The organism is Aphanizomenon flos-aquae FACHB-1287, from assembly GCF_014698755.1.
GTDB classification, from domain to species: domain Bacteria; phylum Cyanobacteriota; class Cyanobacteriia; order Cyanobacteriales; family Nostocaceae; genus Dolichospermum; species Dolichospermum flosaquae.
In genome coordinates, this window is sequence record NZ_JACJTO010000005.1 from 50472 (window position 1) to 76427 (window position 25956).

Consider the following 25956-nt stretch of genomic DNA (forward strand, 5'->3'; position numbering starts at 1 on the left):
AGGTCAGATGACACAGTTTTTTTTAACTATAGCCGCGATTTTTGGCGGTTTGTCTGTTGCTGGAGGCGCTTTTGGTGCTCATGCTTTGCGGGAAAAAATTAGCGATCGCTCTTTAGAAATATTTGAAACTTCTGCTCGTTATCAAATGTACCACGCTCTCGCACTTTTGTTAGTTGCCATTTTGATCAGTCGTTGGGAAAATCCACCAATTATACTTTTGGTTAGTGGTTGGTTATTTATTATTGGTGTAGTGATTTTTTCCGGTAGTTTATATACTCTCAGTTTAACAGGTATCAAATCCTGGGGAGCAGTTGCACCATTAGGAGGATTAGCGTTAATGATTGGTTGGGGTACTTTAGCTTTTGCTGGTACAACTATCAAGTTTTAATCAAAATAACAATAAAATAGGGTGTAAATTATCACTTAAAACACCCTGCTACTTGTTACCTCTGACTTATTCCATATAATTCATTGATAAATAGTATCATCCGTTAGGGTCATCAAGTAGTTAGAATATTACCGCAGTCTTATGAAATAGGTGTAGCCAGCACGTGAAGATATTCATATATCACACTCCCGAATTAACCCCAATTGATATAGTTCCCGAATGCGCGATCGCTGTTGATGTTCTGCGAGCAACTAGCACCATGGCGACAGTCTTAGCCGCTGGAGGGGAAGCTGTACAGGTTTTCAGCGATTTAGATCAACTCATGACCGTGAGTGAACAATGGCCTTCAGAAAAGCGATTAAGGGCTGGAGAACGGGGTGGAGCTAAAGTAGCTGGTTTTGAGTTAGGTAACTCACCCTTGGATTGCACAGCGGAATTAGTTGCAGGACGACGGTTATTTATCAGTACCACCAATGGTACACGGGCTTTAAAACGGATACAAAACGCCCCTATTGTCCTTGCAGCAGCTTTAATTAATCGGGCATCTGTGGTGAAATTTCTTTTGGAAAAGCAACCGGAAACTGTCTGGATTGTTGGTTCTGGTTGGGAGGGTAGTTATTCTTTAGAGGATACAGTATGTGCTGGAGCGATCGCTCATAGTATTTGGCAACAAACTAATTGTTCCCTAACAGAAATTAGTGGTAATGATGAGGTAATTGGTGCGATTGCTCTTTATTCCCAATGGCAAAATGACTTATTAGGACTACTTCATCAAGCTAGTCATGGTCAACGATTATTAGGTTTAGAATGTTTGGAAGACCTGAAATATTGTTCCCAAATTGATACTTTAGATATTTTGCCAATTCAGCAAGAACCAGGAGTATTAAAAAGTCAAAATAAATAACCCAGAAATTTCTTTGAATCAGAATTAAAAATGTTTAAAGATTTCCGGGATTTAATTATCTATATTTTGCATTTTTTTATCCCGTTAATCTCTTAATTCTAGAGATTCTGATTCAGAAATTTCTCTGATAATATTACTGAATACTTGTCAAAGGTACACCCAACCAACCTCTAAAATTTTCCATTTCTGATAAGGAAGGATTTTCCACAGATTTAAGTTGATATTTCCCAGGAATTGATGCAGCTAAAATGACAGAATAAGTCCGCAATTCATCTTGATGAAAGACTGTAATATCAATGGAATCACTGACTCGATAATCCTTCAAGCGTTCATTTAACTGATTTCCTACTCTAATACCATCAATTGCTAATAACTCATCTCCAGCATCAATTCCCGCTTGTTGTGCCGGTGAACCAGTTTCGACAAATTTAATTATTTCCCGTCCATTTTCAGTATTTATATTCACCCCTAAATAAGGTTCTTCATTCTTTTCTTCTACTAATTGTAAACCAAAAGGTTGCAAATACTGATTAAAAGGTAAATCTGCTAATCCATGCAAATAGCAGTTAAAGAAATCTCCTAAATCCATACCCGCTACAGACTCAATTACTGCTATTAATTGTTCTGGAGTATAACCAATTTCCTGTTTACCAAACTGCTCCCACATTTGCCGCATTACATCATCTAAAGAACGCTGATTTCCATGATGAACGCGAATTAATAAATCTAACAAAAGTGATACCATTTCCCCTTTAATATAATAGGAGATTTGAGAATTACCACTATTAGCATCTGGACGATAAAGTTTAATCCAAGCATCAAAACTCGACTCGGATAAAGGTTGTACCTTTCGTCCTGGAGTTTTTAAATATCTAGTAATTTCCTTACTCAAATAATTCAAATATGCTTTGGTATTATAAATACCTGCTCGTAAAGGAATTATTAAATCATAATAACTGGTTGTTCCCTCACAAAACCACAAAGATGTTGTATAGTTTTCCTGGTCATAATCAAATACTTCTAAACCTTGAGGACGAATTCTTTTAACATTCCATAAATGAAAGAATTCATGGGCTACTAATTGTAAAAACGGCTCATACTTATCTTGAGTCCGAAATCCAAATCGTTGATAAATTAAGGAACAGGAATTTTTATGTTCTAAACCTCCAAAGCCCTGCTGAAGTAAATACAGAAAAAATACATATCTATCATAGGGTAAACCACCAAACATTTGTGCTTCTACCTCAATGATTTTTTGACAATCAACAATCATTTTTTGTGGTTGAAAATTGCCTTTTCCCCAAACTGCTAATTCATGGGGTTTATCTAAAACAGCAAACTTATATAATTGATGATTACCAATTTCAAAAGGACTATCAACCAAAGTATCAAAATCTGCGGCTAAAAAAGTATTTGTGGTTTCTGCAACTGTTGGTAAACCAGTAGTTATTTGCCATTTAGGGTTAGCAGGAATTACAGTTATTTGTATAGGTAAATTTTCCCAACCGGGGATTCTTAAAAACAATGCTGCCCCATTAAAATAACCGTGAGTTGCGTCTAAATGATTTGTACGAACTGTTAATTCATTAGCAAAAACACGATAATAAATAGTTACTTGTGAAACATTATTTTTTGCAACTTGCCAATGATTTTTACTAACCTTATACCAAGATAAAGGTTGATGATCAGCAAAAGCCGCAAAATCTTGTAAATGTCTGCCATATTCCCGCACCAAATATGAACCAGGAGTCCACACAGGCATTTTTAAATCGAGAACGGCTAATGGATAATTAACAATGTGTAAAGTTACCTCAAATAGATGGGTTTCTGGTTGAGACATTCCCACTAAATAATGAATTTTGGGAGAAATTTCTGAAAATTGAGTATTCAGACGTAGTCCTGTTGCTTCAGTCATGGTGTTTAATTATTGGTCAGTGGTCAGTAGTCGGTTATCATTAGGAAAAAATATTCCCTCTTGTCTATTCCCTTCATTACGAAATAAGAAGCTAGGTAAACAAGATGATAACTTTTGATCTAGTCTAGTAAAGCAATTACACCAAATTCACCAAGGAGAACCCAATGGCAATGGAATCAAATCTATTAACAAGCGCGACTGTAGATAATCAGGATACAAGTGAATACGTTGCTCATTTACAACTACACATGGCACTACAAGCTCGTAACTTAGTTCCTAACTTGGTTCCCAACAGCAAACAAACAATACAAGATAGTCGTCAACAATTACTTCATCAAACCCAAGCCGACTTTGAAAAATTCGCTTCTCGCCAAGGGTTCTAGATTTAAAGGTATTTTTCCCAAAAATAAGCTAGAATAGGGGCAGATCTTGTAGTTTTTAACCCACAGGTACACTCACGATTTCTGCTTTTTATATTTTTTTACATATTTAGTTAGGAAAATCACTCTTTGGAAATAAGAACTTAGAGCAAAAAACCATTAAAATGATTGCAGCATTACATCAATCATCGTATTTTGTAAAGGTTAAATGGCGGCTTGAATCAAAATGACTTCACTACTCCCTCGACACCTCAGTGTTATTATCCGACCAGTCCAACATAGGGACCTGGATGGAATTGATCATTTAACTCAAGAATCGTTGTCCCATCTTTCTCCCCAAGAAGCTGGTGCAGTCATGGGGCAAATGCAATGGCTACGACGTTGGTACGGATTACTTAAATTCTTAAGTTGGTTTCCTAACCCTTTACAGTACCGCTTTTGGGGCTATATTGCCGAACAAGGACGGGTGCTATTAGGAATGATTCAAGTATCGCCCTTTAACCGTACCCGCAGCACTTGGCGAATTGACCGGGTAATGTTAGCAAAAATTGGCGATCGAATGTCCATAGGTTCACAACTTCTGCGCCATTGTTTTGAATCAATTTTAGAAGCGCGGACATGGATATTAGAAGTTAATATTAATGACGTTGATGCCTTAGCACTATATCGCCACAATGGGTTTCAACGTCTGGCAGAAATGACATACTGGGAAATTAGTCCCCAGTTATTAGCAGAATTAATTCAAACCGAACCGGATTTACCCAATCTCTTACCAGTCAGTAATGCTGATGCTCCCTTACTATATCAATTAGATACAGCATCAATGCCACCTTTAGTCAGGCAAGTATTTGACCGGCACACCCATGATTTTAAAACTACTTTCTTTGCTGCCATTAGTGAGGCCTTCAAGCAATGGATGACAAAAACAGAAGTTGTCAGCGGTTATGTCTTTGAACCCCAGCGGAAAGCAGCCATTGGTTATTTTCAGGTGCAACTTGATCGCACAGGGACAAAGCCCCATATAGCCACTCTAACGGTACATCCTGCTTATACTTGGTTGTATCCTGAACTGTTGTCTCAATTAGCCCGCATTGCCCAAGATTTTCCCCAACAAGGATTACAATTGGCTTCTTCTGACTATCAACCAGAGAGAGAAGAATATTTAGAGCGCGTTGGGGCTAAACGTAAAGAACATACCCTGATCATGTCTCGCTCAGTCTGGCATAAACTCAGAGAATCAAAATTTGTCTCCTTAGAAGGGATTCAGTGGCAAGAAATGTTACAGGGACTACAACCAACCAGGAAACCTATCCCTGGGGGTATGTCATGGATACCGCAACCACAGCAGGTACAACCAGAAAGACCCATACCAATCCCCTCGGACATTGTGGCTTTCACTCACCAAAACTCCCATATAATGGACACACCTTGTCCATCAGATTCAGCTACAGATACACCCCAGGAGCAACAATAGCGTGATCTATCAACAGCCATCAAAATCATTTATTTCTGCCTTAGGTGTGGATGTTGGTAGTAAGCGCATCGGTTTAGCTGGATGTGATGGAACTGGGTTAATTGCTACAGGTATAACCACAATTGAGCGTAAATCTTTTGTCGAAGATGTGGAGAAAATTCAGCAAATAGTTAACGAACGACAAGTACAAATTCTAGTGGTGGGTTTACCTTATTCAATGGATGGTTCTATTGGTTTTCAAGCCCGTCATGTGCAAAAATTTGCAGCTAGATTATCGGACGCGCTGAAACTTCCTCTAGAATACATGGATGAAAGATTAACTTCCCATCAAGCAGAACAATTGCTGATAGCTGAAAATCGCTCTCCATCAAGAAATAAGGGTTTAATTGATCGGAAAGCTGCCGCCTTGATTTTACAACAATGGCTAGACGCTAGACGCAATTGATTGACAATTTCAGCGGATTTAACTTTAATTGTATAAAAAATATTACAAGAATACTCAGTAAAAGTAAAACTCAGTCACAAAGCGTACTGAGATATAAGCGAATCCTGCGGTTTTAACCGCCTAGAGTTTTTCCTTTTGTAAAGATTGGTTAAAGTAGGTAAAGGGTTATCGCCTTTGTACTTAATGGTGTTACACTTTTCACAACAGGAACGGTAATTAACCTGTCTAAAAACCTAGCTGCCTAACGGACCCTCTGTACCTTGACAATTGAAGATATACGGTTCTATTCCATAGTTCTAGTTCGTGACCTCCGAATAGGTAAAATCTTCATGGGAGCTAGACGACACAGGATTTAAACTCAATCAAAATTTGCAGCAATGCAACTACCTCGCCCACTGGAGGAAAGTTAACGCTTGGGGAGAAAACCACCTCTGACCAAAATGGGAGACAAGCCCTATCTACTAGAATGGCTTTTCGACTATTATGGTAGAATTCTGTTCAGTCGCCTGATGGCATTGGGAGACTTTAAACGAACGTTGAGGGGCTAAGACTATTTTGATAGTACAACCCAATGAAGCGTTAAGGAATCCTCTCTCATGAAAGAAAGAGGAGACACAGCGTTTTCCGCTGAAGATGAGGTACAAAGTTGAATCATAAAACTCTTGTGGTGCGGGCATCTTGCCCGCTAGATACGTACCTCATAACACCGGGAAGTGATTTATGTCAAAAGGGCTATCATTTAGCGGTTCAATGATTTCCATATTTAAGGGTATTTTTACAGTTCCATAATCCAGCTATGGTTTCATCTCAATTTTCTGAAGACAATGATCACGATTCCGAAAGTTCTCTGATTTTAACAGACGAGCTAAAACGGACACTAGAATGTTATATTGAGCATACACTTTCAGTAGAGGGGGAAAAATATGTTCTCCTTCTCCCCGTAGATGCACCAATAGAAATTTTTGCTTGGCAAGCTGATGGGGACGAAGAAGAAGCCGTTTTGGTGGAAGATGATGAAATCATAGACGAAATTTTCGGCACTGCCCAAGCTGTGCTTTCTGAGCAAAATCTGATTCTCAAGAATACTGCTTATGCCTTGACTGTAGCAGGTGAGTTGCCTCCTGAAGATGAATCGAAGTTCTTCACTTTAGAAATTGAAGATGAAGAAAACGGTTTAGAACCAGAGCAATTAATGGAAATTGCCACTTTTTATCATGATGAACAGGAGTATGCAATTTATACTCCCCTCGACCCCTTGCTCTTTTTTGCCAGAATTACAAAAACCGGTGAACCAGAATTACTTTCTCCCGAAGAGTTCCGTAAATTTCAACCCCTCTTAGAAGAACATCTTTTTAATGAAGTTGAGTAATTAGCATCAAAATTTAAGTATGGGAGTAAAAGGTCGACCTTGACTTCCATACTTAAGAAGCTCAAGGTAACTATCCAAAAATTATGACTCGCAATCATCTATTAGAGCCTAACTTGACTTTACCAGGTTCAGTATTAACGCTGACACCAGATCTAATCCAAAAATATGGGCTGAAAGGGCTAGTATTGGATGTAGATGAAACTTTAGTACCCATAACAGCCGGTTCTACCTTTCCAGAACTGCAAGCATGGATAGAAGAAATCCGTAGTTGTACAGCATTGTGGTTAGTTAGTAATAATTTAAGTGAAGCAAGGATTGGTGGTATTGCCCGTTCTCTGAATTTACCTTACTACCTGGGTGCGGCTAAACCCTCCCGGCGGAAAATTAGAGCAGCGCTACAAGAAATGAATTTACCCGCCTATCAAGTAGGTATGGTGGGCGATCGCTTGTTTACAGATGTCTTAGCGGGTAATCGCTTAGGAATGTTTACTATTTTAGTTGAACCAATTATCCATCCTGATTTTACTGCCTTCCGTTCCCATCCTATCCGCAATATTGAAGTCTGGATCTCAGAGATTTTAGGCGCGTCTATCACCAATAAAAAACATTGATGGGAATTTTGATTGGACCTGTGACTGAGATAGAAATCTCCATAAAGATCCATAATTGGTCAGGAAAGTAAATATAAAGAAATACTTAAGAAAGTACATAGTTGAAAAAAAATAGGCGATGATTAATGTCGATAATATCAGGGTCAGCCGAAAAAGACCCTAGCGGATAACGAATAAATATAAAACCGTACAGCGCCAACTTTCACTATAGAGAGATTGGCGCTGTATATTTTTTAAACTAAACTTGGTAATAAGACCGATACCATTGCACAAATCGCTCAATACCCACCTCAATTGAGGTATTGGGTTTAAACCCAACATCTTCCACTAAGGAATCAACATCAGCATAAGTTACCGACACATCACCAGCTTGCATAGGGAGCAAATTTTTCTTTGCTTTGATTCCCAAACAATTTTCTAAGGTTTCGATGAAGTGCATTAATTCCACTGGCTGATTATTACCGATATTGTAATTTTTGTATGGTGCATAACTTGTCGCTGGGTCAGGTGTATTTCCCGACCAGTTGGGATTTGATTCGGCAACGTGGTCAACTACGCGAATTACACCTTCAATAATATCATCAATATAAGTAAAATCCCGCTTCATTTTACCGTAATTAAAAACATCAATAGGTTGTCCTGCTAAAATTGCCTTGGTAAAGAGAAATAAGGCCATATCAGGGCGACCCCAAGGACCGTAAACTGTAAAGAAGCGTAATCCTGAAGTTGGTAAGCCATATAAACTACTGTAAGTATGGGCCATTAATTCGTTAGCTTTTTTAGTAGCTGCATATAAACTCATGGGATGATCTACATTGTCGTGAACAGAGAAGGGTATTTTTGTATTTGCACCGTAAACTGAACTTGAAGAAGCAAATACCAAATGTTGTACGTTTGTATGCCGACAACCTTCTAAGATATTGACAAATCCTACTAAATTGCTATCTATGTACGCATGGGGATTTTTTAAGGAATAGCGAACCCCTGGTTGTGCAGCCAAATTGACAACTTGATCAAAATTAGATTTAGTAAATAATTTGGGAATGCCTTCCCGGTCTGCTAAATCTAATAAATGGAAGCTAAAACCTGGTTTTTCTAAAAGTCGCTTGAGTCTGTCTTGTTTTAAAGTTACATCATAGTAATCATTAAGGTTATCCAAACCAAAAACTTCATCTCCCCTTTCTAATAAGCGGTTACTGAGGTGAAAACCTATAAAACCAGCCGCACCTGTAACTAAAATTTTTGCCATAATTGCACGCCGGTTTGAGATAACTTTCCTTGGAAATTAAAATAATAGCAGCAAACATAGTAGTTACACTTTATTTGCTGCCTAATTACATTGAAAACCTCAATTGTTAACTTCTTTATAATCAAGCTAATACATAACGGTGTAAATCAATCAATTATTAAAAATTCATAACCAGAATTTTTAATTTTTAATTCCGTCGGACGGTACTAGACCTTTGTCTGTAATGACTTGAGTAATTCAGTATTTACACCGGACTCACGAGTAAGAGAAATTTTACCTGTACGAGCGATTTCTCTAAGTCCAAATTTTTGGAGAACTTGCACAATCGCCACCATTTTACCAGGATCACCCACAACTTCCAAGGTTAAAGAATCTTCGGAAACATCAACAATTCGCGCTCGGAAAATCTGAGATAATTCGATAATCTCTGAACGATTACTACTAGTAGCATTTACCTTGAGAAGCATCAATTCTCTTTCTACACAGGGAATTTCTGTAAGATCCTGCACTTTGAGAACATTAACTAATTTATACAATTGTTTGGTAAGTTGCTCAATAATGCGGTCATCACCAGGTACAACCATTGTAATTCGGGACACACCTTCCTGTTCCGCAGGTCCCACAGCAAGGCTTTCAATATTAAAACCCCGACGAGCAAATAAACTAGCAATGCGGGATAGAACCCCGGCTTCATCTTCAACAATTACTGACAGCGTATGTTTCATCGGCAACTAAGGGAGCATGGCATGAACGTAGACCGACACTCATAACTGCGAAGCGAGTTTTTACCACGCTGAGTTGTCGGACTGAATTCTTATTTTATACTTAATAATTACAATCATTCCTTTCCTCGGAAAAAGTTATCTAAAAATCTAGCTGAAGTATCTATTTTCAAAGGTAGATGCAGTTTTGAAATCAAAAGCATATATTGTTCTCAGTGGTGACAATTAACAGGAATAAAGTATTTATGGGTTGGTTACAAAGACTTTTTGGGTTAGAAAAATCGGAAAACGCCCAAGTTAATCCAGTTTCTAATCAGGATGCTATTACACAAGAAATAGCCCCAGAACGTATAGGATTAAATGGAGAATATGACCAAAGTGGCTTGGCAAAGCGGGTAGCATTGGCATTTGATCAAGATCCGGATCTTAATGATGTTGATAACTTATGGGTTGCTCAAACAGGTAGCACTGTGGTCTTAAAAGGTCAAGTTTCTAATCAGGATATTCTCAACAAAATGGTTTCTGTGGCTCATACTGTTAATGGTAGTACAGATATTGATACAACACAAGTCAATTTTAGTTAAATGGGAATGGGTTCAGGAGCTTTATTAACCAATTGTCAATTGTCAATCCAATTTAAAATTGCCTGGTTAACTTGTTCTGGTGATTCGTCCTGGGGACAATGACCGACATCTTCTAAATATAGCAATTGCAATTTTTGATTGTAGGCAACAAATTGATGCGCTAGTTTTGGAGGCACAAATCGGTCTTTTTTTCCCCAAATTAACAGCATGGGAATTGTTAAATTTGGCAAAATTTTCTTGACACTAGGACTAAAATTACCTCCTGTTGTTGCTTTAAATAAGGCTCTAAAGGCACGAGCAGAACCTCTATCCTGAGGTGGTCCGGCTAAAATGTCTATAAGTTCATCCGTAATAGCTTGGGGATTCTTATAAGCCCAACTCGCCCAAAAGCGGAGAACACTAGGACGACGGACAAAGTAAAATATAGGTTTCAATATTAATCTGGAAGTCAATATACTTTTAATTCCCCTGACCAGAGGTTGCATGGCGGTCGGGATCATTTCTTGTTCTAAACTGGGGTCTGGTAAACTGATCATGACTATGCCCTTTACCATGTCAGGGTGGGTAGCGGCGGCGACCAGGGAAATCAAGGAACCAATGGAATTACCGACTAAAACCACTGGTTGACCGATAAAGGTTTTCCAAAAATCATAAACTTGCTCTACCCATAGTTCTACGTTGTAGCTGGTTGCGGCTTTTTCCGATGCACCAAAACCAATCATGTCCAGAGCGTAAACTGTGTGAGATCTACCTAAAACCTCTAAGTTGTGTCGCCAATGACCAATGGAAGCACCAAAACCATGAAGTAAAATTAAGGGTGTTGTTTTTGGACAATTATGGGGAGGACGAATATAAGTATAACGGGTTTGCCAACCACGCCACACCCAATCCCTTTGATTACCTACTTTTTGCTGCCAATGTATTGCGGTAGTCACGATTATCTGTTAATTAATTAGCAGGGAACTAATTTACGTACTCCAACCCATTCTAGTATTCTTGGTGTAATCTTGTCAAGGTTGTGGGATAAGAGACGGTATATAATTGGAAACTGTTGTATATTAATAACCAAAAATATAAAATCATGTTTTGATATTCCAAATTTTTATGTACCCAAAGGAGGAATTAAGACATATTCAATAAATATTAAATAATTAAATATTCCGATCACCTGACGACCCTTTAACAACGCATTCCCTTGTTTGCTCTCTACAAGCAAGGGATTTTTTGTACAAAGTCCCATAATGATACCAATTGTAGATAATAATTATGAATTTATATATCTTAGGGGGGACTAGATTAAAGCAGGATCAATATTAAATATTAAATAGCCCGATTACCCTACCGGACTTTAGCTCCAAACCCTCTCTTATCATTACCCGATAAGAGGGGTTTCATTCACTTTTAAAATTGATATATAGCAGTTCCTAATCCGGCACTTCCTGATGTTATGAGGTACATATCTAGTGGGCAAAATGCCCGCACCACAAGAGTTTAATGTCAAACTTTGTAACTTATAAGAGCGGAAAACGCTGTATTGAAAAAAGTTGCCTCACAATGAGGAATAATCCCCCTATAATTAGGATTATTAATGTTATTTTCCCTCCAGGAACTAGGGTTTGAGAATTACTATTTATAAATGCTGGTTTTTGATGTTGTTTCCAACTCATTAATGCTGGCATAATTCCCGCCAAAATGGAAACACTAAATGTTCCTGTATATTTTAGGGCATCAAGAAAAATGCTAGGATTTAATGTTCCGAAGCTTAAAGGTGGAAGTAATACTAAAGAATAAAGAGGTAAACGAGAAATCTCACTTTTGGTAATGGTGAAAACATCTTTAAAAAAATCTGCTAAACCATAGGTAATGCCAATAAATGAGGTGATAATTGCAAATTCCGAAAAAATTGATAGTAGCATGGCAAACCATTGTCCAGATTCACCATTTCGGAGAATTTGTAGTGGGTTAAATGCCCTTTCATTGCCAAAATTATCCTGTAAAGTATCTGGAGTCATACACCCTAAAATAATGGCATTCCAGGCTAAAAACATGAATAGGGGAATTAGAGAACCAATAATCATAGATTGGCGAATTTTGACAATATCTCCTTCTAATTGAGTTACAACTAATGGGATAATACTGTGAAAAAACATTGCTACATACATAACAGCAATAGAGCTACCTACAGCTTGCCAATTTTGCACTAATAATTGAGAGGGTTTAAATTGCATTCCTCCTAGTATTAATAAACCTATAAAAGCAGCTAATAAAATAATGATAAATAGCCCATTAATTTTTTCAATTAAGCTATCTTTTCCCCAATACATCAAACCACCAAATATTAAGAAAAAACTGATGATTCCTGGCCAGTGAGGTAAAATATTTTCTAATTTCCAAACTTGATTAACTGTTGTTGTTAATACTTCTCCTCCTTCGGTCATATATGCAACTAAAAGGGCATAGTGATTAAATACATAGGCAATTCCGGCAATTCTCGCTCCCATTTTACCGAGAATCTTTTCGATTATTGCTAATAAACCTATATGGGTAATTCCTTCAATGTGCATGACATTTAAAGTTAATTCCGCAATTAATAAACCGGAAATTAATGTATAAACCCATACTATAATTAATAGAATTGTTGATGGTATAATTCCTGAGGTTAACGTTACTGCAGGTAGTCCAAGAATTCCTGCACCAATAGTAGTTCCTACAATTAAGGCTGTATTTCCAAATACACTACCGGGTTGATGTTGAAATTGATTATTTTCAAATTTCAGATGAGAAAATAATTGTGTTACTGGTGTTTGATTTGGTTCTTCTTGTTTATTCATAAGCTCACATAATCCTCACATAAAAGTATCTTTAAACTAAAAATCTCTAATCCGTTCAACCTTGTGAGATATAAAAAGATACATACAAATTCTCACCTTTATTGATTCTATTGTCAATACCCTTGGCAAGAAAATCTGATTTTATGTTAGAATTAATTCTTAAGTAATTGTGATATTTTTTATAAGAAAGGGAAAAACTATAAATTTATTGATCTTTATGAATAAATTTATTTAAATTTTTGCATATAATGAAATATATCTGCTAAAGGTATTAAAGGTGGATGGTTATTTCCTGTTCAAATTGGTTAGTATAAATCACCAATAAGGGTGACTCACGATTTCGTCTTATCCCGAAAAAAAGGATTACTACCCTATTAAATACCCGGTCGAGGAAATGTATCTAGCACGTTCATTCATGAGTGATAAAAAAGGGCAAAAACATCAACAACCTTTAATTTTAGTTGTAGAAAATCATGATGATAGTTCACTGCTTATGAGTTATGCTCTTGAGTTACTTGGCTGTCAGTCTATTTGTCAAAAAGAAAGTTCTACAACAGTATTTATAGCTAAAAAATACCAACCTGATTTAATTTTATTGAATATTTTTTTACCAGGTATGAGTGGACTAGATGTTATTCAATATCTCAAGTACGAATCCTTGACTTGTCGTATTCCTGTGGTTGCTGTGACAGTTTTAACTGGAAATGAAGACAAAAAATGTATGCTCGAAGCTGGTTTTGATGATTATATTACTAAACCTTATATGATTGAGGAATTAGCAGCAATTATTCACCGCTTACTAGGTAGAAAATTTGAGCTAAGTCCGGCTTTAGAAGTGCAGTAGATTCATTAATATAAAACTCTTGAGAGAGTGAAAAGAATGGTGAAAGTATTATTCTCCTGGGGTTCAAGTAACAAACCCTCTCAAAAAATGTGCTTTTTATAGAACTCTTTTTCCTAAATCTTGCGATAATTATCCAGTGATTTTAGGTAATTTAACCGTGAATGTACTACCTTTTCCCAGTTCCGATAAAAGTTCTATTTTACCTTCATGTGCTTCAACAATACGGGAGGAAAGATGTAGTCCTAAACCACTACCTGATGTTTGATTCTTACCTTGACGAAATCGCTCAAAAATTGTGCCTTGATCTTCCGCTGCAATCCCATAACCTGTATCTTGAACTTGAATAATTACTTGATTAAAATTATTAATTGGGGATAAGGCTTCAAAAATGCGAATTTTTATGCTCCCTGTATCAGTGAATTTGATAGCATTACCAATTAAATTACTGAATACTCGTCTTAGTTCTAACCCATCTCCTTTAACTATTACTTGATGATTTTCCGTTGAATTTAATTCATGGGTATCCAATTTTAAAATTAGGTTTTTCTCAAATGCTAAGGGAGTTAGTTCACTGACTACTTCACCCACAATTGTTGTTAAGTTGCATAATTCAAAATTGAGGCTTTTTTTCCCAGCTTCAAAACGGTAAACTTCTAGTAATGTATTAACCATTTCCAGAAGATTTTGATTACTGCGAATCATTACATTAATTGGTTGTTTCATTGCTGAAGGAACTGGACCAAAAACTTCTTGCAGAAATAGATTTAGCATTCGATCAGCAGCTATTAGGGGAGTGCGTAAATCATGGGTAAGACGAGAAACAAAATCTTCTCGCTGTAGGGTCATTTTTTCTTGTTCATCAATACTATGTTTCAATCTTAAAAGCGATCGCACTCTCGCTAATAATTCTCCTATTTCAAAGGGTTTGGAAATAAAATCATCAGCACCAGCATCTAAACCTTTAATAACACTAGATTCAGGATGTGCGGTTAATAGTAAAATCGGAATATACTTTATTTTGGGATTATTCCGAATCCTTTGGGTAACTTCATAACCATCTATACCGGGCATCATCACATCTAAAATAATCAAATCTGGAGGTAATTCTTCTACTTTTTTAAAGTTGCTTCACCACTTATAGCTGAATCAACATAATATCCTTCATCTTCTAAAAGTGTTCTCACTAAAGTTAAATTATCTTCAACATCATCAACAGACAAAATTCGGCTTTTTTTCAGAATAGACATGATTAAATTGTTAGTAGTTTACGACTTTAAATAGTTAATATGATGCTGGTAAGGACTCAAAACGACATTCCCTAAATCTGTTTCTAAATTGATTTTTCGCGGTAATTCTATTTGAAACATTGAACCCACCCCTAATTGACTTTCAATATATATTTTTCCTCCCATCATCCAGACTAGTGAATCAATAATAGCTAAACCCAAACCCGTACCTGAATATTTGCGGCTGATTCCTTGATCACTTTGATGAAATGCTACAAAAATCTTTTGAAGATCTTGAGCAGCAATACCTATTCCTGTGTCTTTCACGGTTATTATAACTTGATTTTTAAATGTTTCTCGGATTTCTACGCAAATAGTTCCAAATTCCGTAAACTTAACAGCATTGGAAAGTAAATTAAGTAAAATTTGTTCTAGTCGGGCTGGATCATTAAATACTAATGGATTCTCTAAGAGGATGTTGACCAGTAAAGATAAATTTTTGGCTTTAGCTGAGGAGGAAATTTTTGTCACCGCATTACTAAGGACTTTTGATAGATCTAATATTTCTGGCTTTAGTTCTAGTTTCCCGGATTCTAATTGAGAAAAATCAAGAATTTCGTTAATCTTGATTAGTAAATTTTTACCATTATTGAGAATTTTCTCTACCATTTCCAGTTGTTTATTGGTCAATTGACCAAAGTTAGGACGTAATAGAATTTGCGAAAATCCAATAATTGCATTCATCGGAGTTCTTAGTTCATGGGATATGCTGGCTAAAAATTGTAATTTTAAACTAGATGCTGCCAAAAGTTTGAAGTTTTGTTGTTTAATTTGTTCCTGGTGTGCTATTATCTTTTTATCCCGCAATATTATCTGTTCATAATTTTCTTTCAGTTGTTGATTTGCTAAAGTTAGCTGCATTTCCATATTATATATACGAATTGTACTGCGTAAAATTTGAGCTATGGTTTCTGGAGATAATATAGACTTAATAAAATACTCACTAGCACCTAACTTTATCCATTCTCTAGCTATTTCTTCATTTTCTGAATCTATAAGAATGATTAAAGGAATTTTAATCCCTGAAGCTCGCACTTTATCAATTAATGTTAAGCCGTCCTCATTTAGTAAATGATAGTCAAGAAATACACAATCATAGTAATTATTGATGATGGCAAAGAAAGCATTATTTACATCTTTAATTTCATCAATTTCTATGTTAATATTTGTTCTAGTCTGAGCTAGACTAACTATTAATCCGTCTACCTGATTATTTTCAACAACTAAAATTTTTAAATTCTCTTCCATCGGTTTTTCTTTTGACTATTCAATACAAATTTATATTCACCTTCATATTCAGCATTTCAGCATTTTTATTTGGCTCTTCGGTAATTGTTATTTCAAATTACCAATCAGCAACAGCAAACAGAAGAAAGAGAGAATATTTTGCTATAATACTCGCTCATTTATTATACACAGCTATCTTTAAGAGATTTTTTCAGATTTTGCTGATCATGTACTCAAGAGCCTTTTATTTTGATGCTTTCTAGATTATACAAATAATAAACATCATTTTTGTTTACTCCCCCAAGTAAAATAAAATACTTTATCTAATTAAAGACATTGTAAATTAGTAATTCATTAACTGTCCTCACCCATTAGTGAGAGTTGCATGGAAACATTATGTACTATGTTCATGAGTATCTTTACTTAAATAATGGTCATTTTTCTTGAATAAGAATCACCTAGTTTGTAAGTATAAATACGTTCTTAGTACAGCTATCGGCCTGAAAAGGTTTTCTATCTTGATCAGATGGTTCAGTATAAGTCATATTTTACAATACTTCCCAGAATTGTCGGGGATATATTATTACAACAACCTACCATATCAGCTTTTTGACTTTTAATATCCATATTATGTAATTAGGTAACTCAGAGGTTTAATGTCTTGTCAATTTGGTGATCATTTTACAACTGTAATTTTCCTGATTTGTTTACACAATTTCAGCTATTTTGGAAGAAATATCCATACACCTTTAGCTAGATTTTTACATCTATTTAAATTCAAAAATCAGTTATTTATTATTACTTTAGGTAGATGCTTATAAACCTATAGATCATATATACTAAGGATTTGATAAATTCGTTACTATACAACAAGTAACAAGCTTTTTTTCTTTTATCTATGGCTACAACTACATAAGTAATTTGATGATCTTGGGTATAATAAGGTGTAATAATGAGTGAAATTAGTATTGTATTGATTGAAGATCATGATTTAACCCGGATGGGACTCAAAACCGAATTGCAGTTACACGGTGGGTTTAAAGTAGTTGGTGAGGCGGCCAATGCGACCCAAGGACTAAAACTTCTAGAAACCATCAAACCAGATGTAGCTGTAATAGATATTGGCTTACCTGACATGGACGGGATTGAACTGACGCGCAAATTTAGACGTTATCAAACGGAAACAGGACAATCTCAGACAAGAATCTTGATTTTGACCATGAATAATGCCGAAAATATAGTTCTGGCGGCCTTTGCTGCGGGTGCAGATTCTTATTATATGAAGGATACAAGTGTTAATAAATTTATTGAAGCTGTACAAGCAACTTTCAATGGTAACTCTTGGATTGATCCAGCGATCGCTAATATAGTATTACGAAAAATGCGTCAAACCGTCCCCAGTGATCATCAATCATTGGAGAAACCAAAAACAGTCAAAATCGAAGCCCTGGAAGTAGAATACGAACAGGTTTTAGAAACTTACCCCCTCACTCAACGGGAACTGGAAATTTTAGAATTGATTGTGGGTGGTTGTAGCAATGGTCAAATCGCGGAGAAATTATATATTACCGTAGGCACAGTAAAAACTCATGTTCGCAATATTCTCAATAAACTCTGTGCTGATGATCGGACACAAGCAGCGGTTCGGGCTTTACGCTCTGGGTTAGTAGTTTAACAATCTTTCCTGTAAACATTCTGCAATCCGTCGTGCAGCACCCGCAGATCCCATGCGCTGAGTGCCATTTTTGGCAATCTCATGTAAAAGGTCGGGATTTTTGAGTAGGGACTGGATCGCTGGGAGAACTTGTGATGGCTGCTTGACAAGGGTAAGAGATGGTCCTAAAAGCCGACTTTGAGCTTCTGCAAAACCGGCATTATATTGAGGACCATTACCAGGAATAGCGATCGCTGGTTTTCCCAGACCGATGAATTGTTCTGTCGCAGTTCCGGCCATAGCAATGGCCAGATCCCCCCATTGTAAGCAGTCATTATAGGCCTGTTGGGTTAAGATAAAATAGGCATTTTTCTGTTTAAAAATCAAGCTATCGGGGTCAGAAATAGGTATTGGAGATTCCGTCGATGGTCGCCAACCTTGAATATGTAAAGTTTGGGATAAAATACTACAATCTAAACCCGGAGCGATCGCCCCTAAAAAAATCATCGTTCCCGCTGCTCGAAATACGGAATCTGGTTGTCGTAAATTAGCCATCAACGCAGATACCGCAATCATCATAATTTCCCAATTATTGTAAGCTTCCGGGGCGCGAGAACCGGGTAACAGAGTCACAATCAAAGGCCTAATCACTTCTTCAAGTTCAGCATGGGGACGATAAAACTGCTGTGCGGTAAAAGTCGTCTGTAAACCATCCATCATGGGATTTCCCACATCTACGGCGGGAATTGCCCATTTTTTGAGAATTTTCGTAGTCAGAGCATCTCTAGGAAACACAGCCTGACAATGGCTACGACTCATTAACCATCTTTCCCAAGGATGGTAAATTGAACCAGAGAAATTTTCCCACCATGTCGACTTTGATTTTCTCGGTAATAATCCCGCTTCATCGCGTACATAATATTCTGATTTGGCCGTCCCCACAAAGGCATAATTAGCGCCACTGACCGCTGCAAATAGCAAGGGCACAATATCCCCCACAGCCAAAATAGCTTTAGGATTACCTAACTTTGTTTGTGAACTGACCCAACTGCGGATAGATTGAATTTGATTAACCGTCAACTGCACCAATCCACCACCTACATCGCGCATCAATTCGCGGCTATCCATATAGATAAAGCCACCAGAGGGCATATTTCTTACTTTACCAATTATGGGAATATCTATTTTTTTATAAGCACGTCCTTCACCCACTATTGGTAAAGCAAAAATATCTGGTGGGGAGGATAATTGTTGTAAAGCGTGGATAATCCGCACAGCAATCATATCTTCTCCGTGACCATTGCTTAAAACTAATAACTGTACATGAGAATTAGCCATTGACTGTTAAAACATCCTCTCAAAAATTAATTAGGAATTAAATTATATTTAATTTAATTTATCCCTTGATTCCGCTACCCGTATCCGTAGGGACAATATACTTTTGTAGTAGCAAAAACAATAATAACACGGGAGTGATAGAAATTACTGAACCAGCAGCCACCAACCGCCAATCTAAAGAAAATGTCCCTGCTAACTTAGCCACTCCCAAGGGTAAAGTATATAGACTTTCATCTTGAATGATAATTAAAGGCCATAAAAAATCACTCCAAGCACCAATAAAGACAAAAATCGCCAAGGTCACTAATGCTGGACGAATGGCAGGTAACATGATGTGCCACCATAATTCTAACTCAGAACTACCATCTAAGCGGGCAGCCTCTTCAATTTCTTTTGGTATACCCAGGAAGGCTTGCCGGAGTAAAAATATACCAAAGGCAGAGGCTAAACTGGGAAAAATTATTCCTAAGTAACTATTTCTTAACCCTAGTTGTACTGTCAAAATATATAAAGGAATCATGACAATTTGGAAGGGAATCATAATTGTTGATACAATGGCAATGAAAATTCCATTTTGTCCCACAAATGACAGTCGGGCCAAGGGATAGGCCGCTAAGGAACAAAACAACAAATTTAAACTAACTGTTAATACTGACACTAGGATACTATTGTATAAATAAGTTCCAAAAGGTAGAGATTGCCAAACCTTGGAGAAGTTTTCTAATGTGGGTTGACTGGGTAATAATTGTGGCGGTGACTGCCAGATATTTTCCGTAGGTGATTTTAATGCTGTACTGATTAGCCATAACAATGGAAACAGCATAATTATGGCGATGATTGCTAGTATTGCATAAATGATTAAAGTTTGGATGGGGGGTTTTTTAAAATTTATCATCTTGATAAAAATGATTGAGGATGAAAGTAATTAACCTAATAATACAAAAAAATGATTAGGTTTGACGATATGATGAAATCGAAATTTTCAAAACAAGTAATATTTTCATGAAACTAATTCTGAAAATAGCAGCATTCATCACGATAATTATTTTTGTTAGTGTTAGCTTAGTCTCTATTCACAAAATTTCTCAGAGTCAGTCATTACCAACTCGTGAAGTTGTCCAGGAATGCCTAAATAACTCTCAGCAATCTTGTGATTATTCAAAAACATCTGTAAATACAAGATTTATTCCCAATCAACAACTAAATGATCAACAACGTTTTTTAGCAACAATTGCCAATAAAATGCCGACAATTCCCGAATTTAATACTTTTGAGTATACCTTACTGCGTTCCTATGGAACAGTATTTATTAATCAAGAATTAGGAATTAACTTACCACAAAAAGTTATTTTAGATAATGAATTAGAAACAAAGTCTTTTCAAGATACAATCAGTATATCTTTGGTAGATGGTACTCAAGAATGTTATTTACAGAAAACAGCGGTAGCAGCTTTAAATAAAGCCAAACTTTTAGCAAAAATTGATCTTAAATCAGGTTATGCTGGGGATTGTCTTCGCAATTTTATCACTAATTTAAGATTTTGGAATAAATATGCAAATAGTGAAACATTGACGCGAGTAAAAGCTGGAAAAGAAACAAAAATTCTTGGTTTAGTTGCACCTCCAGGCACCTCACAACATCTTTGGGGATTAGCAATTGATTTACAAGTATCAACACCAACCCAAAGACAGGCTTTAAATGAAAATGGCTGGTTTCAAACTGTAGTTAATGATCTTCCCCATTGGACTTATTTAGGTTGGAGTGAGAATGATTTACCGAAATTTGGATTACAACAAAAAATTGTTCAGGGAATTAAATATTGGGTAACACCAATTTAACTTGTCAGGAGAAAGGGTGCATAAAAGTGGGGTGGGAAAATTTACCAATTATCAACTAGCTATTATAAAATAGACATATATCTAATATTTGGAGTGTTAACAGTGAGTTTATTTGATGATTTAAGTCGGTTTTTAGAAAGTCGGTTAGAAGAATTTTTGCGGAATAATCCTCATTTAGAGTTAGAAGCACTTTTAGAACAACTGCGAGAACAAGAAGAGGATACATTAAAGTTAATTGCTGAGTTACAATTACAAGAAAAGCAATCTCAAGAAGAAATTTTAGCCACAGCCCAAGAGATTCAAAAATGGCATATCCGTATTCAAAAAGCCCAAGCCGCAGGTAGACAAGACCTCATTAACCCAGCCCAAGAAAGAGAAGCTGCACTATTGCGAGAAGGAAATCAAATGTGGGGACATATGCAAGGTTTAAAGGAACGCATTACCCAATCTCAAGAACTACTTCGCAAAATCCAACAGCGTCGCCAAGAAGTACAAACCAAAGCAGCGGCAGCACAAACAGCGAGAACCAAAGCACAAGCCCAGCAACGGTTAGAAACTGAAACTCAGGGTTGGAATACAGCTACTAATTATAACAGTAATTTTGACGATTTAGAAGATAAATTTCGGCGTTGGGAAATCGAAGATGAATTAGAAAAACTCAAACGCAATATAGGAAAATAATTGGTCAATATTAATTGACAAAATTATAGACTATACTCTTACCTTTGTGCCTTAGCGTGAGGCTAACCTATCTCTGCAATCAGCAATATTAAAAAAGTGGCCTTGTGTTTAACAAAACCACATTTAAGTAAAATCAAACTCTAACTAACGAGCTTGACCATGACTAGAAACCATATCAATAGGCTTCATCAAGTATAATTGTAACAACTGCCAAGCATGAGATCCATAAATTGGCAGTTTTTGGAAGAATTGGAAGAATTTAGGCGTATTAGACTCAGAAATTGCTGCCAATTTTTCATTATTCTTGACGCAAACATCCAAACGTTCATAAAATACTGGGTTTTCCACATCCAACATGACTGGGAAGACTCTACCGGCGGTTTCATTGGTCTTCTTAATTACATGAATGTCGTACTCCCTTGCATCTAAACCCAAGGAAGCATAGAAATCTTTGCGTTGAATATCATTGAGATACATTGTAGCAAATACCGATAACAGGAAGAAGCGACTCCAAAGTTTTGCTTTCCAGTCATTCAACATTTGCGGTTGTGCTCTCATAATCGCATCAAAGAAATCCCCATGACGGTTTTCATCTTGACACCAGTTCTCAAAGAAACGGAAAATTGGATAAATCCGATCTTCAGGATGGGATTCTAAATGACGATAAATGGTGATATAACGCCAATAACCAATCTTTTCAGAAAGATAGGTCGCATAGAATATGAATTTGGGCTTAAAGAAGGTATAACTACGGCTTTTGGTCAAAAACCCTAAATCTAAAGAAAGATTAAAGTCTGACATGGCTTTGTTCAAGAAACCAGCGTGACGGGCTTCATCCCGTGACATCAGGTTAAAGCACTCTGCCAAAACAGGGCTTTTGTCCTTTAAGCGACGACCGAGTTCTTTATATAGCAAGAAGCCAGAAAACTCCGCTGTACAAGAACGTTCCAAAAATTCCACGAACAATTTGCGAGTTTCCCCGTCAATATGATCCCAGGATTGTTCAAATTGAGCATCCCGAACAAAATGATGGCGGTTATAATCAATGCGAAATTCTGCCAAAATCGCTTGTAATTCGTCTTCATTGACGGAAATATCCATTCGCGCCATTTCGTCGAAATCGGTTGTATAAAACCTTGGTGTTAAAAGGGTTTCTTTGGCGGGGGACTTAATTCCAGAACGGATTTCGTCAAAGCCTGGTTTTTTGAGGGAGTCTACCATGTTTTGATTTGCTCTTTTATCTTTCTTTTCTTGATTACACCAGAAAGCTGATCTTTATGCTCTCATAAGGTGCAAACTACAACAATTATGATTTTGTATGAAATTCAGTGTAGCAATATCTAGCCCAAAAATGAGCAGATAATTGATTAAGAGTTGCAAAAATCAACAAACAAGGATTTTCATGGTTAATAGAGGCTGGGAAAAGGTGCAGGTGAAATTAGCCAAAACCTGAGAAAATCATGTAGGCTTGAACAATATACCCTAATTTCAGATTCCCTGAATTATTGTTAGCTTAAAAGGATGTTAATTAATGCTCAACTTTTACTGCAATTTCAACGCTGTCAGCGCCGGCCTTTTTTAGACATTTATGGTGATTACCAACAGCGAGAAGTTCCCAATGAGTTAGCGCTGAAAATACAACAGGATAAAATGCTGCATCATCAGCGAATAGTCAAAAAGTTATGTTATTATGAACCTGATTATCCGCCAAAAGATTGGACAGCGGGCGCAGCAGCAACTATCAGCCTGATGCAGCAGGGAGTGAGTTATATTCGTCGCGGTGTCTTATTAACGACATATCGAGAAAAATATACTTTGCTCAGTCGCCCGGATTTGCTTGTGAAACAGCCGGGGGAATCCCGTTTTGGCGCTTGGAACTATGTCCCAGTTGATATTGAATTGGGTAAACGTCCTAAACAAGAATATCAGGTGCTTGTGGCTTTTCACGCTGAAGTTTTGGCTACGGTTCAGGACGTGACTCTGAGTAAGGCCGGACTGATATTGCGGGATAAAGATCAAACTTATGTGGTAGATTTGGATAAATGGACACCACAAATGTTAGATATTTTAGATGAATATACTCAAGTTATTGAGTCAGTAGATCCACCAGAAATTTTTATTTCTCGGCAAAAATGCAGTCTTTGTCCTTGGTATAATTATTGCCATAGTATTGCTCAAGCCCAAGAACACCTTTCTCTATTGCCCGGTGTTACACCAATTCGCTATACTCAATTACAAAATCTCGCTATTACTAGTTTAGAATCCCTGGCTCATACCCATCCTAGCACTTTGGAAAACCTGGCAGGATTTGATCGGGGTGTGGCGGCTAAATTGGTTATTCAAGCTCAGTCTGTGTTCACAAAACAGCCCTTAATTCTAGCAAATTCCTTTTCTCAAGAATATCTCACCTTTACAGCCCCTATTGAACTTTATTTTGACATTGAAGCCCAACCCGATTTAAACTTAAATTATCTTTTGGGTGTTTTGGTGGTGGATAGGGTGGCTCAAAATGAACAGTTTTATTCTTTTTTAGCGGAAACACCGGAGCAAGAACAGCTAATTTGGCAACAATTTCTGAATTTAGTGAATCAATACCCCCAAGCACCAATTTATCATTTTTGTGCTTATGAGGTAGATACAGTGAAGAACCTTGGTAAACTCTATCGTACACCACATTCGCAAATCCGTCCTATACTGAGTCGGTTTATTGATATCTATGAGCAGTTAATTCAAAGTGTGGCCTTACCAATAGATAGTTATGCGTTAAAGGCTATTGCTCGTTGGTTAGGGTTTACATGGCGTGAACAGGAGGCTAATGGGGCTAAATGTATTTATTGGTATGATAAATGGTTAGAAACAGGCGATCGCAGTTTATTAACAATTATTCAAGATTACAATGAGGATGACTGTCGCGCTACCCGCACGGTCAAGGATTGGCTAGTTAGCTTTTTTAAGGATCAGTCGAATAATATTAATTTATCACAAAGTTGACTATTTTATGCTTCGTCGTCCTCTCGTTTTCATAATACCACTAATTATTATTAGTTTTCTGTTTACTAATTTCGCCTCTGCTTCTTTAATGATCAATGGGATAGAGTTTATTGGAGAGGCTACTTTACCCACAGGTTTAATATTTCAAAAAACGGAAGTTGGCGGTTTATCGGGAATTACTTATGATGCCAAAAGCAATCTATACTACGCAATTTCCGATGATCGAGGACAAAAAGCCCCGCCGCGTTTTTATACTTTAACCATTGACCTGAGCAAGGGTAAATTAACGGATAATGATGTTATTCCTGTCAGTGTAACTAATTTATTAGACACCAATAATCGACCATTTGCTGTTGATACTACTGATACAGAAGGAATTGCTCTCACGGATAAGGATACTATATTTGTTTCTTCTGAAGGTGATGTAGATAAACTGGTAAATCCCTTTATTAAAGAATTTGCTTTGGCTTCTGGTCAAACAATTACTACTTTACCAGTTCTGGATAAATTTTTACCAGATTCCCAAAAACAAAAAGGTATCCGCAATAATTTGGCCTTTGAAAGTCTGACGATTACACCGAATCAAAAGTTCTTATTTACAGCTACGGAAAATGCTATAATCCAAGATGGTAAAGACGCTAAACCTGGTGTTGGTAGTTCTTCCCGGATTTTGGAGTATAATCTCTTAACTAAGCAGCCAGAACGGGAGTTTCTCTATCAGACACAACCAGTTACACCTTTTTTTAATTTTACTGGCAATTTTACCAGCGGCTTACCAGATTTATTGGCATTGGATAATGAGGGAAATTTTCTCAGTATAGAAAGAAGTTTCACGGGTTTGGGATTTACAATTTTTCTGTTTGAGGTTTCCTTAGAAAAAGCTACGAATATTCGCAATTTAGACAGTATTGCTAAAGTTCAACCTGATAAAATCAAGCCACTAGGTAAAAAACTCCTGTTGGATTTACGGACTTTAGATGTATTATTAGATAATATTGAGGGAATGACCTTAGGTGCAAAACTACCTGACGGACAATCATCACTAATTTTAATCAGCGATAATAATTTTAATGGATTACAAAAAACCCAAATTCTGGCTTTTAAGCTGAAAACTGAGTCTCCTTTGGCTAAATTGACTAAATTTTTAGGGTACTTAAGACCTAATTTTTAGGAGAAGCGGAGGAAATAGACATCACCCATGCTTAAGCACACTGTATTTTTACT

At 36.8% G+C, this 25956-nt stretch carries 23 protein-coding genes and 1 pseudogene; 14 read left to right on the forward strand and 10 right to left on the reverse strand.

Annotation, left to right across the window (positions count from 1 at the left end; genetic code table 11):
* Window positions 1-7: 7 nt before the first annotated feature.
* Together H6G44_RS03770 and H6G44_RS03775 are read left to right on the forward strand one after the other, a co-directional pair.
* Window positions 8-388, forward strand: coding sequence for a DUF423 domain-containing protein (locus tag H6G44_RS03770; RefSeq protein WP_190385032.1), 381 nt, complete (start codon window positions 8-10; stop codon window positions 386-388).
* 163 nt (window positions 389-551) lie between these two features.
* Window positions 552-1292, forward strand: coding sequence for a 2-phosphosulfolactate phosphatase family protein (locus H6G44_RS03775; protein ID WP_190385033.1), 741 nt, complete (start codon window positions 552-554; stop codon window positions 1290-1292).
* 133 nt (window positions 1293-1425) lie between these two features.
* Here H6G44_RS03775 and H6G44_RS03780 read toward each other — a convergent pair whose 3' ends face one another.
* Window positions 1426-3207 (reverse strand): M61 family metallopeptidase, encoded by a 1782-nt coding sequence (locus H6G44_RS03780; protein ID WP_190385034.1) that lies wholly within the window; start codon window positions 3205-3207, stop codon window positions 1426-1428.
* Between the two features lie 170 nt (window positions 3208-3377).
* Between H6G44_RS03780 and H6G44_RS03785 the strand changes: the two genes are divergently transcribed.
* The 5 genes from H6G44_RS03785 (at window position 3378) to H6G44_RS03805 (ending at window position 7486) form a co-directional block, all read left to right on the forward strand.
* Window positions 3378-3590: a hypothetical protein gene (locus H6G44_RS03785; protein ID WP_190385126.1), complete on the forward strand. Its 213-nt coding sequence runs from the start codon at window positions 3378-3380 to the stop codon at window positions 3588-3590.
* A 223-nt stretch (window positions 3591-3813) separates the two neighbouring features.
* On the forward strand, window positions 3814-5061 hold the full coding sequence (locus tag H6G44_RS03790) for a GNAT family N-acetyltransferase (protein WP_190385035.1): 1248 nt from the start codon (window positions 3814-3816) through the stop codon (window positions 5059-5061).
* Between the two features lies 1 nt (window position 5062).
* A complete protein-coding gene (gene ruvX / locus H6G44_RS03795) occupies window positions 5063-5506 on the forward strand; it encodes a Holliday junction resolvase RuvX (RefSeq protein ID WP_190385036.1) in 444 nt (147 codons plus the stop codon).
* A 796-nt stretch (window positions 5507-6302) separates the two neighbouring features.
* Entirely contained in the window at window positions 6303-6875 is a 573-nt protein-coding gene (locus H6G44_RS03800; RefSeq protein ID WP_190385037.1) for a DUF3727 domain-containing protein, read from the forward strand.
* An 83-nt stretch (window positions 6876-6958) separates the two neighbouring features.
* Window positions 6959-7486 carry a YqeG family HAD IIIA-type phosphatase gene (locus H6G44_RS03805; RefSeq protein ID WP_190385038.1) on the forward strand — a complete coding sequence of 176 codons (528 nt, stop codon included), beginning with the start codon at window positions 6959-6961 and terminating at the stop codon, window positions 7484-7486.
* A gap of 238 nt (window positions 7487-7724) precedes the next feature.
* On the opposite strand, the gene H6G44_RS03810 is transcribed toward H6G44_RS03805, so the two are convergent.
* Window positions 7725-8735 (reverse strand): NAD-dependent epimerase, encoded by a 1011-nt coding sequence (locus H6G44_RS03810; RefSeq protein ID WP_199291694.1) that lies wholly within the window; start codon window positions 8733-8735, stop codon window positions 7725-7727.
* Between the two features lie 206 nt (window positions 8736-8941).
* The gene (gene ilvN, locus H6G44_RS03815) at window positions 8942-9460 is read right to left on the reverse strand and encodes an acetolactate synthase small subunit (protein ID WP_190385039.1); all 519 of its coding nucleotides are present in this window, start codon (window positions 9458-9460) and stop codon (window positions 8942-8944) included.
* 242 nt (window positions 9461-9702) lie between these two features.
* Between ilvN and H6G44_RS03820 the strand changes: the two genes are divergently transcribed.
* A complete protein-coding gene (locus H6G44_RS03820; RefSeq protein ID WP_190385040.1) occupies window positions 9703-10041 on the forward strand; it encodes a BON domain-containing protein in 339 nt (112 codons plus the stop codon).
* A 35-nt stretch (window positions 10042-10076) separates the two neighbouring features.
* On the opposite strand, the gene H6G44_RS03825 is transcribed toward H6G44_RS03820, so the two are convergent.
* Complete coding sequence (locus H6G44_RS03825; RefSeq protein WP_190385041.1) at window positions 10077-10976, reverse strand: alpha/beta fold hydrolase; 900 nt, start codon at window positions 10974-10976, stop codon at window positions 10077-10079.
* A 576-nt stretch (window positions 10977-11552) separates the two neighbouring features.
* The gene (locus H6G44_RS03830) at window positions 11553-12872 is read right to left on the reverse strand and encodes an amino acid permease (RefSeq protein ID WP_190385042.1); all 1320 of its coding nucleotides are present in this window, start codon (window positions 12870-12872) and stop codon (window positions 11553-11555) included.
* A 394-nt stretch (window positions 12873-13266) separates the two neighbouring features.
* Between H6G44_RS03830 and H6G44_RS03835 the strand changes: the two genes are divergently transcribed.
* Window positions 13267-13716 carry a response regulator transcription factor gene (locus H6G44_RS03835; RefSeq protein WP_190385043.1) on the forward strand — a complete coding sequence of 150 codons (450 nt, stop codon included), beginning with the start codon at window positions 13267-13269 and terminating at the stop codon, window positions 13714-13716.
* A gap of 129 nt (window positions 13717-13845) precedes the next feature.
* Here H6G44_RS03835 and H6G44_RS03840 read toward each other — a convergent pair.
* Both H6G44_RS03840 and H6G44_RS03845 read right to left on the reverse strand, forming a co-directional pair.
* Window positions 13846-14963: pseudogene (locus H6G44_RS03840) on the reverse strand (hybrid sensor histidine kinase/response regulator).
* Window positions 14964-14981: 18 nt separating this feature from the next.
* Window positions 14982-16250, reverse strand: a complete 1269-nt coding sequence (locus H6G44_RS03845) for an ATP-binding response regulator (protein WP_190385044.1) — start codon at window positions 16248-16250, stop codon at window positions 14982-14984.
* Window positions 16251-17181: 931 nt separating this feature from the next.
* Here H6G44_RS03845 and H6G44_RS03850 point away from each other — a divergent pair.
* Window positions 17182-17904, forward strand: coding sequence for a response regulator (locus H6G44_RS03850; RefSeq protein WP_190385045.1), 723 nt, complete (start codon window positions 17182-17184; stop codon window positions 17902-17904).
* Here the strand turns inward: H6G44_RS03850 and H6G44_RS03855 are convergent.
* On the reverse strand, window positions 17893-19221 hold the full coding sequence (locus H6G44_RS03855) for a lipid-A-disaccharide synthase-related protein (protein WP_190385046.1): 1329 nt from the start codon (window positions 19219-19221) through the stop codon (window positions 17893-17895). The genes H6G44_RS03850 and H6G44_RS03855 overlap by 12 nt on opposite strands.
* Window positions 19222-19279: 58 nt before the next feature.
* Window positions 19280-20116: a carbohydrate ABC transporter permease gene (locus H6G44_RS03860; RefSeq protein ID WP_190385047.1), complete on the reverse strand. Its 837-nt coding sequence runs from the start codon at window positions 20114-20116 to the stop codon at window positions 19280-19282.
* A 107-nt stretch (window positions 20117-20223) separates the two neighbouring features.
* Here H6G44_RS03860 and H6G44_RS03865 point away from each other — a divergent pair, with 107 nt between their 5' ends.
* On the forward strand, window positions 20224-21060 hold the full coding sequence (locus H6G44_RS03865; RefSeq protein ID WP_190385048.1) for a D-alanyl-D-alanine carboxypeptidase family protein: 837 nt from the start codon (window positions 20224-20226) through the stop codon (window positions 21058-21060).
* 102 nt (window positions 21061-21162) lie between these two features.
* Window positions 21163-21741 carry a TIGR04376 family protein gene (locus H6G44_RS03870; RefSeq protein WP_190385049.1) on the forward strand — a complete coding sequence of 193 codons (579 nt, stop codon included), beginning with the start codon at window positions 21163-21165 and terminating at the stop codon, window positions 21739-21741.
* 144 nt (window positions 21742-21885) lie between these two features.
* Here H6G44_RS03870 and acsF read toward each other — a convergent pair whose 3' ends face one another.
* Entirely contained in the window at window positions 21886-22962 is a 1077-nt protein-coding gene (gene acsF / locus H6G44_RS03875) for a magnesium-protoporphyrin IX monomethyl ester (oxidative) cyclase (protein ID WP_190385050.1), read from the reverse strand.
* A gap of 300 nt (window positions 22963-23262) precedes the next feature.
* Between acsF and H6G44_RS03880 the strand changes: the two genes are divergently transcribed.
* Together H6G44_RS03880 and H6G44_RS03885 are read left to right on the forward strand one after the other, a co-directional pair.
* Window positions 23263-24732 carry a TM0106 family RecB-like putative nuclease gene (locus H6G44_RS03880; protein WP_190385051.1) on the forward strand — a complete coding sequence of 490 codons (1470 nt, stop codon included), beginning with the start codon at window positions 23263-23265 and terminating at the stop codon, window positions 24730-24732.
* Window positions 24733-24739: 7 nt separating this feature from the next.
* On the forward strand, window positions 24740-25903 hold the full coding sequence (locus H6G44_RS03885; RefSeq protein ID WP_190385052.1) for an esterase-like activity of phytase family protein: 1164 nt from the start codon (window positions 24740-24742) through the stop codon (window positions 25901-25903).
* Window positions 25904-25956: the final 53 nt, after the last annotated feature.

Bases quoted from the DNA above. Each gene is read 5' to 3' on its own strand.
- H6G44_RS03770 (WP_190385032.1), top strand. From the start codon at position 8: ATGACACAGTTTTTTTTAACTATAGCCGCGATTTTTGGCGGTTTGTCT.
- H6G44_RS03780 (WP_190385034.1), bottom strand. From the start codon at position 3,207: ATGACTGAAGCAACAGGACTACGTCTGAATACTCAATTTTCAGAAATT.
- H6G44_RS03785 (WP_190385126.1), top strand. From the start codon at position 3,378: ATGGAATCAAATCTATTAACAAGCGCGACTGTAGATAATCAGGATACA.
- H6G44_RS03790 (WP_190385035.1), top strand. From the start codon at position 3,814: ATGACTTCACTACTCCCTCGACACCTCAGTGTTATTATCCGACCAGTC.
- H6G44_RS03800 (WP_190385037.1), top strand. From the start codon at position 6,303: ATGGTTTCATCTCAATTTTCTGAAGACAATGATCACGATTCCGAAAGT.
- H6G44_RS03805 (WP_190385038.1), top strand. From the start codon at position 6,959: ATGACTCGCAATCATCTATTAGAGCCTAACTTGACTTTACCAGGTTCA.
- H6G44_RS03810 (WP_199291694.1), bottom strand. From the start codon at position 8,735: ATGGCAAAAATTTTAGTTACAGGTGCGGCTGGTTTTATAGGTTTTCAC.
- ilvN (WP_190385039.1), bottom strand. From the start codon at position 9,460: ATGAAACATACGCTGTCAGTAATTGTTGAAGATGAAGCCGGGGTTCTA.
- H6G44_RS03820 (WP_190385040.1), top strand. From the start codon at position 9,703: ATGGGTTGGTTACAAAGACTTTTTGGGTTAGAAAAATCGGAAAACGCC.
- H6G44_RS03830 (WP_190385042.1), bottom strand. From the start codon at position 12,872: ATGAATAAACAAGAAGAACCAAATCAAACACCAGTAACACAATTATTT.
- H6G44_RS03835 (WP_190385043.1), top strand. From the start codon at position 13,267: ATGTATCTAGCACGTTCATTCATGAGTGATAAAAAAGGGCAAAAACAT.
- H6G44_RS03845 (WP_190385044.1), bottom strand. From the start codon at position 16,250: ATGGAAGAGAATTTAAAAATTTTAGTTGTTGAAAATAATCAGGTAGAC.
- H6G44_RS03850 (WP_190385045.1), top strand. From the start codon at position 17,182: ATGAGTGAAATTAGTATTGTATTGATTGAAGATCATGATTTAACCCGG.
- H6G44_RS03855 (WP_190385046.1), bottom strand. From the start codon at position 19,221: ATGGCTAATTCTCATGTACAGTTATTAGTTTTAAGCAATGGTCACGGA.
- H6G44_RS03860 (WP_190385047.1), bottom strand. From the start codon at position 20,116: ATGATAAATTTTAAAAAACCCCCCATCCAAACTTTAATCATTTATGCA.
- H6G44_RS03865 (WP_190385048.1), top strand. From the start codon at position 20,224: ATGAAACTAATTCTGAAAATAGCAGCATTCATCACGATAATTATTTTT.
- acsF (WP_190385050.1), bottom strand. From the start codon at position 22,962: ATGGTAGACTCCCTCAAAAAACCAGGCTTTGACGAAATCCGTTCTGGA.
- H6G44_RS03880 (WP_190385051.1), top strand. From the start codon at position 23,263: ATGTTAATTAATGCTCAACTTTTACTGCAATTTCAACGCTGTCAGCGC.
- H6G44_RS03885 (WP_190385052.1), top strand. From the start codon at position 24,740: ATGCTTCGTCGTCCTCTCGTTTTCATAATACCACTAATTATTATTAGT.